Source organism: Terrabacter sp. Root181 (assembly GCF_001428505.1).
Taxonomy (GTDB): Bacteria; Actinomycetota; Actinomycetes; order Actinomycetales; family Dermatophilaceae; genus Terrabacter.
In genome coordinates this window covers 629,338-642,784 of sequence record NZ_LMHU01000001.1, presented here as the reverse complement: position 1 = coordinate 642,784, position 13,447 = coordinate 629,338, and the positions used below count along the sequence as shown (strand labels likewise).

The following is a 13,447-nucleotide window of genomic DNA, read 5'->3' as shown; positions in this document are numbered from 1 at the left end:
ACAAGGTCGGGCAGGATGGGGGCATGCCCAGCACGCCCGACGCCCGCGAGCTGACGCTCGCCGACTTCCCGGTCCATCGCCCGGTGACGACCCGGTGGTCCGACAACGACATGTACGGCCACCTCAACAACGCCGTCTACTACGAGCTGTTCGACTCGGCGATCAACGGCTGGCAGGCCGAGCACGTGACGGTCGACCCGATGACCGACTCGACTCAGGGCGTCGTGGCCGAGTCGTCGTGCGCCTTCTACGCCGAGGTGGCCTTCCCGGCGCCGCTCGTCGTCGGCGTTCGCGTGGTGCGGCTCGGCCGGAGCAGCGTCACCTACCAGCTCGGACTCTTCGTCGACCCCGAGCGGGGCGCGGCGCCCGACGCCGCGATCAAGGCGCTCGGGCACTGGGTGCACGTCGAGATCGACGCCGCGACCCGCCGCCCGACCCCCATCCCCGATCACCTGCGCGCCCTCATGGAGACGGCGGTGGTGGAGGTCCCCGCATGAGCGAGGGGCCGCTCGAGGAGTCGTGGGAGTCGTGGACGACCCGCATCGCCGCCGACCTCGCGGCGCTCACCGAGGACGACTGGCTGACCTTCACCGTGCACGTGTCGTCACAGGCGGCGAGCACGTATGCCGCCGAGCGGGCTCCCCGAGGCCGGCGCCGGGGCGGCGCGCGGCCGGCTCGACCGGCGCGCGTCCCGGACGTCTTCGTGCAGGCACGGCGGCTCGAGGGCGTGCTCGCGCTCGAGTGCATCGGTGACACGCAGTTCGAGGGTCTGACCGACCTGACGAGCGACCAGCAGGCCGCCCTCGCCGACCTCGGCTGGGAGCGCGAGGGCGACGAGCCGGAGTTCAGCCGCGCCCTCGACAGCGCGGCGGAGGCGGCGGGGCTGCTCCGGGCGAGCCTGGCCGGGGTGCTCGGCGCGGCCACGCCGGCCGACGTCGACATCCGGCGCGCTCCACGCCCCTGACCCGCCCGCCCGACTGACGGCCCGTGCCCGGCGCCTCAGCGACCGGCTGCGACCCGCTTCGCCGCTCGCTTCATGACGGCGGTGTAGGCCGGGCGGGCGAACCGCTTGGCCCGCCACGCGACGTGGCCGTCGCGGTCGGTGAGGATGACGTCGCGGCGGGCGTCGATGCCGCGGACGACGACGGCCGCGATCTCGTCGGCGGTGCGCTTCGAGCCGCTCACCATCTTCTTGCCGGCCTCCTCCATCTCGGTGTCCGCGCCCTGGAACGACGACCCGAGGTTGGTCCGGAAGAACGACGGGCACACGACCGAGACGTCGATGCCGTGCGGGGCGAGCTCGTGCGACAGGGTCTCGCTCAGGGCGACCACGCCGGCCTTGACGGTGTTGTAGGCGGCCATCCCCGGGGCGTGGACGAGGCCGGCGAGCGACGCGGTGTTGACGATGTGCCCGTTGCCCTGCTCCTTGAGGAGGGGCGTGAACGTGCGGCAGCCGCGGACGACACCGAGCAGGTTGATGTCGACGATCCAGTGCCACTCGTCCATCGTCGCCACGTCGATGCGCCCACCGGCGGCGACGCCGGCGTTGTTGACGAGCAGGTCCAGCCCACGCCAGGTCTCGCGCACGTGGGCGAGGGCCGCGGCCCACGCCTCGTCGCTGCGCACGTCGAGCGGGAGGTAGGCCGCCGCGTCCGGGAGCGCGTCGGGCCGGTCGGCCTGCAGGTCGGTCGCGAGCACGTGGTCGCCGCGGGCGACGAGGGCGCGCACGAGCGCGAGCCCGAGGCCGGACGCACCGCCGGTGACGAGGACGCGGCGCGGGGACGTGGGGGCGGAGCTCCGGACGCGGAGCGAGCGGGACGGCATACGGCCCAACCTACTGGCGGACGGTGAGCGTCACCTTGCCGTGGGCGCGGCGCTCGTCGATCTCGCCGAGGGCGGCCGCGACGTCGTCGAGCGGGTGCCGCGCGCCGATGGGCGGTGCGAGCGCGCCGCTCTCGAGGAGCGGGAGGATCGCGTCCCACTGGGTGCGCAGGTAGGTCGGGTCGGGCATCCAGAAGGCACCCCACCCGACGCCGACGACGCTGATGTTGCCCAGCAGGAGTCGGTTGACCTTGACCTCGGGGATCTGGCCGGCGGTGAAGCCGATGACGAGCAGTCGCCCCTCGGGGGCGAGGCTGCGGAGGCTGTCGGTGAAGCGGTCGCCGCCCACCGGGTCGACGACGACGTCGACGCCGCGCCCGTCCGTGAGCTCCTTCGCGGCGGCGAGGAAGCCGTCGGCGAGCACGATGTGGTGCGCGCCGGCAGCGCGGGCGGTCTCGATCTTGTCGTCGGACGACACGACGGCGATGACGCGGGCGTCCATGGCACGGGCCAGCTGGATGGCGGCCGTGCCGATGCCACCGGCGGCGCCGTGGACGAGCACGGTCTCGCCGCGCTCGAGCTGGCCGCGACGGGTCAGGGCGAAGTGGACGGTGAGGTAGTTCATCGGCAGTGCCGCGCCGGCCTCGAACGACACGGCGTCGGGCAGCGGGAAGACCATCGCCTCGGGCACGGCGACCGTCTCGGCGAAGGCGCCGAGCACCGGGAAGGCCGCGACGCGGTCGCCGACGCTGAAGGCGCTGCCCTCCGCGACCTCACGGACGACGCCTGCGCACTCGGCGCCCGGGACGAAGGGCAGGTCCGGGCGCATCTGGTAGAGCCCCCGGCTCATGAGGACGTCGGGGAAGCTCACCCCGGCCTCGTGGACGTCGACGAGGACGTGACCGGGAGCCGCCGCGGGCTCGTCGACCTCGCCGACGGTGACGGACGCCGGCCCGTCGAGGCTCGTGACTCGTGCGGCGCGCATGGGGCTCCTCATCATCGGTGGCGAGATCTCGACCCTAGCCGCCCGCAGGTCCACACTGGACGGGTCGGCAGACGGGTGCCGCGGGACCAGGAGGCGACCATGGGCGTGGCCAACCGGATGATGCGTGCGGGCAACTCGGCGCACGTGGCGCTCTACCGCCGCTTCGACGTGGGCTTCCTTCGCTCCGTCAAGGGCATGCCGATCCTCCTGCTCACCGTGGCCGGTCGGTCGTCCGGCACCCCGCGGACCAGCCCGGTCGGCTACTTCCTCGACGACGGGTCCTACGTCGTGTGCGGGAGCGCCGGTGGTGCCGCGGCGGAGCCACAGTGGTTCCGCAACCTCCGGCACGCCGACACGGCCACGATCGAGGTCGGCGACGAGCGGATGGAGGTGGACGTCCACGTCGCGCACGGCGACGAGCGCGACCGCCTGTGGCGGCGCCTCCTCGAAGTCGCGCCGTTCTTCGGCGGCTACGAGGCCAAGGCCGCCGGCCGCGTCATCCCGCTGGCCGCCCTGACGCCGAGGGCACCGGCGTCCGCGGCGCCGTGATCGTGAACGTCGCCCGGAGCAGGTCGGCGTCGCGCGAGCTCGGTCCGACCCGGAGCTCGAACTCGCCCGGCTCCACGATGCGGCGTCCCGCCGCGTCGACGATGGAGCAGGCCGCGGCCGGGACCTCGATGCGGGTGCTGACCGACGCGCCGGCCGGCACCGTGACGCGACGGAACGCCTTGAGCTCCTTGGCCGCCCACGTGACGCTCGTGACGACGTCGGTCACATAGGCCTGCACGACCTCGTATGCCGTCCGCTGCCCCGTGTTGGTCAGCGTGACCTCCGCGGCCACGACGTCGTCGGGGGAGAGGTCGGTGGCGTCGAGGGTGAGGTCGGACCACTCGACGGTCGTGTAGGTCAGGCCCTCGCCGAAGACGAACTGCGGCTCCTGGGTCAGGTCGGCGTAGCGGTGGCCGTGCTGCCCGCGCACCTGGTTGTAGTAGGTCGGCTGCTGGCCGACGTGGCGCGGGACGGAGACGGGAAGCCGGCCGGCGGGCTCGATGCGGCCGAGGACGAGCTCGGCGACGGCACGGCCGCCGCGCATCCCGGGGCTGAAGGCCTCGATGACCGCCGCTGCGCGCAGGGCGCTGGGCGGCAGGACGCTGGGCTTGGAGTGCAGCAGCACGACGACGACCGGGGTGCCGGTGCCGTCGAGCGCGTCGACGATGGCGTCGAGGAGCGCGACCTGGCCGCCCTGGAGGTCGAGGGTCGCGGTCGAGCAGCCTTCCCCCGTCAGGGCGATCGTGTCGCCGAGGACGACGACGGCGAGGTCTGCCGAGCTCGCGGTCGCGACGGCGTCGGCGAGCTGGTCGGGGTCGACGGGCGCCGCCGCCGAGACCGGCGGGCGCGGCTGCCCGTCGGGGAAGAGAGGGCCATCCGGGTCGGGCACGAGGGTCTCGATCTCGGCTCCGCGAGCATGGGTGACGGTCCACGACGGCGGGACGACGGCCCGGAAGCCGTCGAGCACGGTCTCGACCGTCTCGCGCGGGTGCCCGTCCGGCATCCAGTCCACCTGGCCCGAGGCCCCCGCCCAGTCGCCGAGGTTGGCCTGCGGGTCGTCGGCGTTGGGGCCGATGACGGCGGCGGTGCGCGGGGCGAGGTCGGTCGCATCGGGGGCGCCCACGGCATACGGCAGCGAGCCGTCGTTGGTGAGCAGCACGAGCGACCGGCGGGCCACGTCGAGGTTGAGGGCGGCGTGCTCGGCGGAGCCGATGACGAGGCGCTGGCGCTCGCCGTCCGGCGGGCGGGGGTTCTCGAAGAGGCCGAGCTCGAGCTTGACGCGCAGCACCCGGCGGGCGGCCTCGTCGATGTCGCGCTCGTCGAGCAGGCCGCGGGCGACGGCCTCCTGCGCGGCCTCGAAGAAGGCGGGTGTCGTCATGACGAGGTCGTTGCCGGCACGCACCGCGACCGCCGCCGCCTCGACGTCGTCGGCGCAGACCTTCTGCTCCCAGACCATGCGGCCGACGTTGTCCCAGTCGGTGACGAGGGTGCCGGTGAAGCCCCACTCCCCCTTGAGCACCTCGTCGAGGAGCCAGCCGTTGGCCGTCACGGGGACGCCGTCGATCGCCTGGTAGCCGAGCATGAAGGTGCGGCAGCCCTCCTGGACGGCACGCTCGAACGGCGGGAGGAACCACGACGTCAGCTTGCGGCGGCTGAGGTCGGCCTCGCTCGCGTCACGGCCGCCCTGGGTCTCGGAGTAGCCGGCGAAGTGCTTGGCGCACGCGAGGACGGCGGTCGGGTCGGTGAGGCCGTCGCCCTGGTAGCCGCGGACCATCGCCGCGCCGAGCTCGCCGATGAGGTGCGGGTCCTCGCCGAACGTCTCGCCGACCCGGCCCCAGCGCAGGTCGCGGGTGATGCAGAGGACCGGCGAGAAGGTCCAGTGGACGCCGGTCGCGGAGACCTCGACAGCGGTGGCCCGTGCGGCCTGCTCGACGAGCTCGGGGTCCCACGAGCACGCCATGCCGAGCTGGGTGGGGAAGATCGTCGCGCCCGGCCAGAAAGAGTGGCCGTGGATGCAGTCGTCCGCCGTGAGGAGCGGGATGCCGAGCCGGGTCTGCTCGGCGAGGGCGATGGCCTCGAGCATCCGCTCGGGGGAGGTGTGCAGGATCGAGCCGGCCAGCTTCGTGTGGACGATGTCGGTCAGGTCGCCGCGCGCGTCGAGCTGGAGCATCTGGCCGACCTTCTCGGGCAGCGTCATCCGGCCGATGAGGTCGTCGAGGCGCTCCTCGACCGGCAGCGACGCGTCGCGGTACGGCGGTGGGCTCTGGGGGTCGGCGTGGCGGTCGGCAGCGTTGTCGGGCACGCCTCGACGCTAGCCGACCGTGTCGACCTAGGCTGGCAGGGTGATCGAGCCCCTGACGCGACTGCCCGACGGGACCATCAAGCAGGTCAACCCCTTCACCGGCACGAAGGTCTGGACGCTGCCCGGCCGCGGGGCCCGGCCCCTCGGCATCCCCAGGCCGGATCCCCGCCCGCTGGACCCCGCCGAACACGACCGGCACTGCGCCTTCTGCTGGGGACGGATGATCGAGACGACCCCCGAGATCGCCCGGGTCGTCCGCGACGGCTCGTCGTGGCGCGAGGTGCGGGGACTCGTCGCGGAGCAGCTCGGCGACACCGTGCCGGAACTCCGGCTCTTCCCGAACCTCTTCGAGATCCTCACCTACGACTACTGGCACCTGACCCACGGATACGAGCCGACGCCCGAGTCGCTGGCGCACCGGACCGCATACCTCTCGACGCCCGCAGGGCGCGCGCACGTGACGGCGCTGGCGCGCATCCGGATGCGTTCGCGGGGCGTGTCGGGCGCTGGGGCCGAGCCGCTCGACGAGGACGACCTCGAGCGCGAGGCGGTCGGGCTCTTCGCCGGTAATCACCAGGTCGTCGTGGCCCGACGGCACTTCGTCGACGGTGCGACGGACGACACGCAGAACGCCGCAGCGGGGACGCTGACGCCCGAAGAGCACTGGCAGTACACGCGATTCACGATCACGGCCGTGTGTGACCTCTACCGCGGCAACCCGCACGCCCGCTACGTGTCGGCGTTCCAGAACTGGCTGCGGCCGGCGGGCGCGTCGTTCGACCACCTGCACAAGCAGCTCGTCGCCATCGACGAGCCGGGGGTCGACCTCGAGCGCGAGACGGAGCGGGTGCGGGCCGAGCCGGACCTCTTCGCGCGGTGGGGGCCGCAGTACGCCGAGGCACAGGGGCTCGTCGTCGCCCGCACCCCGACGGCCGCGGCCTTCGCCGGCATCGGCCACCAGTACCCGGCGCTCGTCGTCTACACGTCCAACACGTCGCGCCGCCCGTGGGAGCTCTCGGAGGACGAGGTGCGCGACTTCTCCGACCTCGTGCACGCGTGCCACGCCGCGACGGGCGCCGACGTGCCGACCAACGAGGAGTGGCACCACGGCCCGCCGTCGCTCGACCTGCCCGTGCCGCTGCGCGCCGTCATCAAGTGGCGGGTCTCGACGCTGGCCGGCTTCGAGGGCGGCACGAAGATCTACGTCAACACGATCGACCCGTGGGCGGTGCGTGAGCGCACGCTGACCCGGCTGCGGGCGCTGGCCGACGAGGGCCTCGTGTCGGACCGCATCGACATCGCCTGAGGCGGGGCGGTCCGGTCAGACCTCGCTCCGGACCGCGCGGTCGGGCATTCCGCGCGAGCGCACCCACGACGTCGAAACAGACCGCGGGACAGAGCGATTCGCTGTGCACAATCAGCAACAAGACCCTTGAAACGGTATCGAACATATGTTCTAATTGGGTACTGGACAAGCGCAGTGCGATTCGCGAGGAGGTCACGGTGACACCGTTCTTCAACCCGTCGCGCATCGGGCCGTCGCCGGCCGACACCGCCTTCGACGAGACCTACACCAAGGCCCATCTCCAGATCGACCTGACGATCGAGGGCGACCGCATCCTCCGCGAGATCGAGGCGCTCGAGGTCGAAAAGGCCCAGGTCGAGTCAGACCTGCTCGACGCCTATGCCGCCCTCCACACCATCGAGGCCCAGCAGATCGCGGCGGCCTCGGTCCACGTCTGCACCGACCGCATCGTCGCCGAGGAGATCGCCCTCGCGACCGGCGTTGGGGCCGGGGAGGTCGCACGGCGGCTGACGCTGGCCACCGGTCCGCGGCGCCACCGGCTCGTGCGCCAGGCCCTCCGCGACGGCTCGACGTCCCTGCACCGCGCGCTTCAGGTCGTCTCGGAGACCGGTCTGCTGCCCGATGCCGACGTCGAGTCTGTCGAGCGGTCGGTGCTGGCGCCGAGTCGCGACGGCCAGGTGCTGCCGCAGCGCACGTTCTCCACGCGGCTGCGTCGCGCCGTGGCCTCCGTCGACCACCGAGGGTCCGCTGAGCGCCACGAGCACGCCAAGAGCCGTCGCGGCGTCTTCGGCCGCCTGACCGAGGACGGGATGGGCTCCCTGACGCTGGTGGCCACCGGTGACGTCGTCGCCGCCGTGCTCGACAGGCTCGACACCGCGGCACGCGCCCGTCGCGGTGCCGGCGACCCTCGATCGCTGGACCAGCTCCGCTGCGACCTCGCCGGTCAGGCAATGCTCAGTGGTCCGCTGGAGGACGGGCGGCCGACCGCTGGCCCCGACGCCCCAGCGACCGCGTGGCTCGTCGTGCCGTTCGAGGTGGCCGTGGGTGAGTCCGACGCCGCGTGCGAGCTCCCGGGGCACGGCTGGGTCACCGCCCGGCAGGCGCGCGACATCATGACGCGGCCCGGGTCGGCGTGGCACACGCTGCCCGTCGCCGTGCGGACCGGCCGCGCCCTGAGCGCACCCTCGGACTCCTACCGACCCACGCGTGCGATGGTCGAGCACGTCCGCGCCGTCGACGGCGTGTGCCGCGGGCCGGGCTGCGAGGCGCCCGCGAGCCGCTGCGACCTCGACCACGAGATCGCATGGCCGCAGGGCCCCACATCGGTCGGCAACCTCCACGCCAAGGAGCGCTTCCACCACAACATCAAGACCGCCGGGATCTGGAGATCGGAGCCCGTCGACGACGATGGGCTCGCGTGGACCACGACGACCGGACGCCGCTACGTCACGAGGCCGAAGGACTGGCGCGCGAGCCTGGACGACGGCACCCCGGCGCCCGGTCTCGGCGCCGACCCGGACCCGCCCCCGTTCTGACGTCGCCATCCGGAGGCTTGCTTCGGGTACGTCTACCGTGCGCCGAGGGGCGCACCGAGGGCCACGGGAGCGAGGTCTGACCGGTGTTTCAGCGGGCGAAGGACATCGCTTCGGTGACGTCGCTGCGGAGCATGTCGCGGCGGTCGAGCAGGTAGTTCTGCCGCATCAGCCACGGAGCCGCGTCCCCCTGCTGCGGCAGGTCGCCCGCGGCACGCTGCACGTAGCCCGACGCGAGCGGCAGCAGCGGCTGCCCCTCCATGCCCTCCGGAGCGCGCGGGGTCGCCACCCGCCAGGCGTGGTGCTTCATGTGGTTGAGCAGCCGGCAGACGTAGCGGCTCGCCAGGTCGGCACGCAGGGTCCACGACGCGTTGACGTAGCCGACGCAGACGGCGAGGTTGGGCACGTCGGCGAACATGACACCGCGATAGACCGTGAGATCGCCTGTGGGACGGGCCTGCCCGTCGACGGTGATGGCGATGCCACCGGCGATCTTGATGCGCAGCCCCGTCGCCGTGACGACGACGTCGGCGTCGAGCTCACGTCCCGAGTGCAGCCGTATGCCGTGTGGCAGGAAGGTCTCGATCGTGTCGGTGACGACGTGGGCCCGTCCACTGCGCACCGCCTCGAAGAGGTCGCCGTCGGGGACGACGCAGAGGCGTTGGTCCCACGGGTCGTAGGTCGGGGTGAAGTGGTCGCTGGCGAGGTCCGTCGAGCCGAGGGACTTCGCGGCTCCCTTGGACAGCAGTGACCTCATGAGGGCCGGGCGCCGACGGCTCAGCTCGTACACGCCCATCGTCCCGAGGACGTTCTTGTAGCGGGCGGCGGTGCCGGCGGCCCGCGTCGGCAGCACCTTCTGCAGCACGTCGCGCGCCCGGTCGCGACGTGGCAGCGACGCGATCCACGTCGGCGTGCGCTGGAGCATCGTCACGTCGGCACCGGCGTCGGCGAGCGCGGGCACGAGGGTCACGGCCGTCGCCCCCGACCCGATGACGACGACCTTCCGGCCCGCCACGTCGAGGCCCTCCGGCCAGAACTGCGGGTGCACGACCTCACCCTCGAACGAGCCGAGGCCCGGCAGCTGCGGGTCGTGCGGTCGCTCGTAGTCGTAGTAGCCGCTGCACAGGTAGAGGAACCTGCACCTCAGCCGCTCTCGGACTCCCCCGCGGTCGACCGTCACCGTCCAGCGCGCGTCCTCGCTCGACCAGTCGGCGCCGACGACCTTGTGTCCCAGACGGATCCGCTCGGCGATGGAGTGCTTCTCCGCCGTCGACCGCAGGTAGTCGAGGATCTTGGGCCCGTCCGCGATCGCATCGGGGTCGGTCCACGGCTCGAAGGGGAAGCCGAGGGTCATCATGTCGGAGTCGGACCGGACGCCCGGGTAGCGGAAGAGGTCCCACGTGCCGCCGAGCGAGTCGCGCCCCTCGAGGATCGCCCACGAGCGCGACGGGCTCATCGTCGACAGGCGGTAGCCGGCGCCGATGCCGGACAGGCCGGCTCCGACGACGAGGACGTCCAGGTGCTCGGTCTCGCTCACCCCGCCATTCTCACCCACGGTTCCGACCCACTGTGACGCTCGACGCGCGATCGGCTACCGGACGGTAACCAGCGGCTACCCTCGGGCGGGTGACGACGGCATACCCCCACCTGCTCGAACCCCTCGACCTCGGCTTCACGACGCTGCGCAACCGCGTCGTCATGGGCTCGATGCACACCGGCCTCGAGGACCGCGCCAAGGACTTCGACCGGCTCGCGGCCTACTACGCCGAGCGCGCCCGTGGCGGGGTCGGCCTCATCGTCACGGGCGGCTTCGCCCCCGACCTCGCCGGCGCGCTCTACCCGGGCGGTTCCGTGCTCGTCACGAGCCGACAGGCCCGACGCCACCGCGTCGTCACGAATGCCGTGCACCGCGAGGGCGGCAGGATCGCCCTCCAGGTGCTGCACGCGGGCCGCTACGCCTACCACCCGCTCGCCGTCTCCGCGTCGGCGCTCAGGTCCCCGATCTCGCGCTTCAGGCCCCGCGCCCTGACCGCGCGCGGCATCCGCCGCACCATCGAGGCGTACGCCCGCTGCGCCCGCCTGGCGCGCGAGGCCGGCTACGACGGCGTCGAGATCATGGGCTCCGAGGGCTACCTCCTCAACCAGTTCCTCGCGCCGCGCACCAACCACCGCACCGACGAGTGGGGCGGCTCCCCGGAGAACCGTCGTCGCCTCCCGGTCGAGGTCGTCCGCGCGGTCCGCGCGGCGGCCGGCCCCGACTTCGTCATCGTCTACCGCCTCTCGATGCTCGACCTCGTGCCAGAGGGCCAGTCGTGGGACGAGGTCGTGGCGCTCGCCCACGAGGTCGAGGCGGCCGGCGCGACGATCATCAACACCGGCATCGGCTGGCACGAGGCGCGCGTGCCGACGATCGTCACCTCCGTCCCCCGCGGTGCGTTCACGCGCGTCACCGCGAAGCTGCGCCCCCACCTCACCGTCCCGGTCGTCACGTCCAACCGCATCTCGATGCCCGACCTCGCCGAGCAGGTCGTCGCCGACGGCAGCGCCGACCTCGTCTCGATGGCGCGCCCCTTCCTCGCCGACCCCGACTGGGTGGCCAAGGCGGCGGGCGACCGCGCCGACGAGATCAACACGTGCATCGCCTGCAACCAGGCCTGTCTCGACCACACCTTCGCCAGGAAGACGGCGACCTGCCTCGTCAACCCACGCGCCGTCCGCGAGACGACCCTCGTGCTCGCGCCGAGCCGACGCTCCAAGCACGTCGCCGTCGTCGGTGCGGGTCCTGCGGGCCTCGCGACCGCCGTCGCGCTGACCGAGCGTGGCCACCGGGTCGAGCTCTTCGAGGCGGCCGACGACCTCGGCGGCCAGTTCGCGATCGCCATGCGCATCCCCGGCAAGGAGGAGTTCGCCGAGACGATCCGCTACTACCGCCGGCGGCTCGAGCTCGGTGGCGTCAAGGTCCACCTCGGTCGCCGCGCCGGGGTCGAGGACCTCACCGACTTCGACGAGGTCGTCGTCGCCACCGGCGTCGAGCCCCGCGTACCCGACGTCCCGGGCGTCGACCACCCGAAGGTCGTGACGTATGCCGCCGCGGTCCGCGGCGAGGCACCCATCGGTCAGCGCGTGGCCGTGATGGGTGCCGGCGGCATCGGGGTCGACGTGTCGGAGTTCCTGACGCACGTCGAGTCCCCGATGACCGTCGAGCAGTGGATGGCCGAGTGGGGCGTCGGCGAGCCGGATGCGTCGCGCGGCGGGCTCGTCGAGGCACACCCGGCACCGTCACCGCGTGAGGTGCACCTGCTCCAGCGCAAGGCCACCCCGATCGGCAGGGGTCTCGGCAAGACCACCGGCTGGGTGCACCGGGCAGCCTTGAGGGCGAAGGGAGTCCACCACCACGTCGGTGTCAACTACGAACTCATCGACGACGACGGCCTGCACATCACTCACGGCGAGGACCGCTCCGACCCGCAGGTGCTCGACGTCGACACCATCGTGCTGTGCACCGGCCAGGAGTCGGTCGACACGCTCGGCCCCGCACTCGCGGCCGCAGGCGTCAGGGTCCACGTCATCGGCGGCGCCGACGTCGCCGCCGAGCTCGACGCCAAGCGCGCCATCCGCCAGGGCACCGAGCTCGCGGCCACCATCTGACGCCACTCGGACCGCGTTCAGCCGTCCGCGCCCTCGAGCAGGAAGGTGGTCATCGGCCCCTTGCTCTTGACGAGGATCGTCCCGCGGGGGCGGAGCGTGAACGCGGGCCCCAGGGCGGCCGCGACCCGCTCGGTCACCTGGATCTCTCCGGGCAGCCCGTGGGACTCCATCCGGCTCGCCGTGTTCACCGTGTCGCCCCAGAGGTCGTAGATGAACTTCCGGCGGCCGATGACCCCGGCGACGGCGGGCCCGGTGTCGATGCCGATGCGCACGGCGAGCCACTCGCAGCCCGGCTCGGTCGCGACGGAGGCGATCTCGTCCCGCATCGCGAGCGCCACGCGGGCAACCGCCTCGACGTGGTCGGGCCGCCGCTCCGGCAGGCCTCCCGCGACCATGTACGCGTCGCCGATGGTCTTGATCTTCTCGACGCCCTGGGCATCCGCCTCGTGGTCGAAGGCAGAGAAGATGCGGTCGAGGAGCGCGACGAGCTCGTCGGCGGGCATGACCTGGGTGCGCTCGGTGAAGCCGACGAGGTCGGCGAAGAGGACGGTCACGGCGTCGTAGTGCTCTGCGATGACACCCGACCCTCGTTTCAGCCGTTCGGCGATCGGGCCGGGCAGGACGTTGAGCAGCAGACGTTCGGAGCGCTCCTGCTCGGCCTCGAGGGCGATCCGGGCCCGCTCGCGCTGTTCGACGAAGTAGCCGAGCATGGCGTAGGCGCTGACGGTCACGCCCATGACGTTGAGCACGAAGAACGTGACGACGAACCCGGTCGGCAGGTCCGCGGGGTGCTGCGACAGCCGCGGGTCGAGCAGCGCCAGTGTCACGAGCGCGGTGAAGAACGCCACGAGCCAGCCGACCGAGCGCCGCACCCCGAGCAGCGCGAGCGCGGCGAGCGGCACGAAGATCGCCCACAGCACCATCCCGCTGGAGGCGATGAAACCGCCGAGCGACGCCTGGAGCAGCGAGGGGAGCACGAGGAACGCCACGAGCTGGGTCGTGCGGAACAGGGCGAAGCGCCCGGTGCGCGACAGGACGACGAGCCCCACGACGGTGATCGCCTGGTAGGCGGCCGGGATCGCGGCCGACCGCGGGTAGCCGTAGGCGAGGTAGGTGCCGACCCAGATGAAGGAGATCAGGGCGATGAGCACGGACGCGAAGATCAGCATGCCCTGGCGCAGCCCCTCGTCCTGGGACCTGCCCGGTCGCGCACCGATCTCGGCGAGACGCTCGACGATGCGGACGACAGCCCCTCTGAGGCCGGTCCGGGGAAGGGTGAGCACGTCGGATGCGCCCATGCCGCG

11 protein-coding genes are annotated in these 13,447 nt (G+C 72.7%); 6 read left to right on the top strand and 5 right to left on the bottom strand.

Annotated elements, in window-relative coordinates:
- Positions 1-23: 23 nt before the first annotated feature.
- On the top strand, positions 24-497 hold the full coding sequence (locus ASD90_RS02925; protein ID WP_056751415.1) for a thioesterase family protein: 474 nt from the start codon (positions 24-26) through the stop codon (positions 495-497).
- Entirely contained in the window at positions 494-964 is a 471-nt protein-coding gene (locus ASD90_RS02920) for a hypothetical protein (RefSeq protein WP_056751412.1), read from the top strand. Before ASD90_RS02925 ends, ASD90_RS02920 begins: the two co-directional genes overlap by 4 nt.
- A gap of 35 nt (positions 965-999) precedes the next feature.
- Here ASD90_RS02920 and ASD90_RS02915 read toward each other — a convergent pair whose 3' ends face one another.
- Together ASD90_RS02915 and ASD90_RS02910 are read right to left on the bottom strand one after the other, a co-directional pair.
- On the bottom strand, positions 1,000-1,824 hold the full coding sequence (locus ASD90_RS02915) for an SDR family NAD(P)-dependent oxidoreductase (protein ID WP_056751410.1): 825 nt from the start codon (positions 1,822-1,824) through the stop codon (positions 1,000-1,002).
- A 10-nt stretch (positions 1,825-1,834) separates the two neighbouring features.
- Complete coding sequence (locus ASD90_RS02910; protein ID WP_056751407.1) at positions 1,835-2,806, bottom strand: NADPH:quinone oxidoreductase family protein; 972 nt, start codon at positions 2,804-2,806, stop codon at positions 1,835-1,837.
- A 99-nt stretch (positions 2,807-2,905) separates the two neighbouring features.
- On the opposite strand from ASD90_RS02910, the gene ASD90_RS02905 reads away from it, so the two are divergent.
- On the top strand, positions 2,906-3,355 hold the full coding sequence (locus ASD90_RS02905) for a nitroreductase/quinone reductase family protein (protein ID WP_056751404.1): 450 nt from the start codon (positions 2,906-2,908) through the stop codon (positions 3,353-3,355).
- Here ASD90_RS02905 and ASD90_RS02900 read toward each other — a convergent pair.
- Positions 3,303-5,657, bottom strand: a complete 2,355-nt coding sequence (locus tag ASD90_RS02900) for a glycoside hydrolase family 3 N-terminal domain-containing protein (RefSeq protein WP_056751403.1) — start codon at positions 5,655-5,657, stop codon at positions 3,303-3,305. The genes ASD90_RS02905 and ASD90_RS02900 overlap by 53 nt on opposite strands.
- A 40-nt stretch (positions 5,658-5,697) precedes the next feature.
- Between ASD90_RS02900 and ASD90_RS02895 the strand changes: the two genes are divergently transcribed.
- Together ASD90_RS02895 and ASD90_RS02890 are read left to right on the top strand one after the other, a co-directional pair.
- Entirely contained in the window at positions 5,698-6,963 is a 1,266-nt protein-coding gene (locus tag ASD90_RS02895; RefSeq protein WP_056751400.1) for a DUF4921 family protein, read from the top strand.
- 197 nt (positions 6,964-7,160) lie between these two features.
- Positions 7,161-8,498 carry an HNH endonuclease signature motif containing protein gene (locus ASD90_RS02890; RefSeq protein WP_056751395.1) on the top strand — a complete coding sequence of 446 codons (1,338 nt, stop codon included), beginning with the start codon at positions 7,161-7,163 and terminating at the stop codon, positions 8,496-8,498.
- Between the two features lie 88 nt (positions 8,499-8,586).
- Here the strand turns inward: ASD90_RS02890 and ASD90_RS02885 are convergent, their stop codons facing one another.
- Entirely contained in the window at positions 8,587-10,032 is a 1,446-nt protein-coding gene (locus ASD90_RS02885) for an NAD(P)/FAD-dependent oxidoreductase (RefSeq protein ID WP_056751392.1), read from the bottom strand.
- Positions 10,033-10,121: 89 nt separating this feature from the next.
- On the opposite strand from ASD90_RS02885, the gene ASD90_RS02880 reads away from it, so the two are divergent.
- Complete coding sequence (locus ASD90_RS02880; protein ID WP_056751389.1) at positions 10,122-12,143, top strand: NADPH-dependent 2,4-dienoyl-CoA reductase; 2,022 nt, start codon at positions 10,122-10,124, stop codon at positions 12,141-12,143.
- A 17-nt stretch (positions 12,144-12,160) separates the two neighbouring features.
- Here the strand turns inward: ASD90_RS02880 and ASD90_RS02875 are convergent, their stop codons facing one another.
- Positions 12,161-13,441: an adenylate/guanylate cyclase domain-containing protein gene (locus ASD90_RS02875; RefSeq protein ID WP_082588440.1), complete on the bottom strand. Its 1,281-nt coding sequence runs from the start codon at positions 13,439-13,441 to the stop codon at positions 12,161-12,163.
- Positions 13,442-13,447 lie beyond the last annotated feature (6 nt).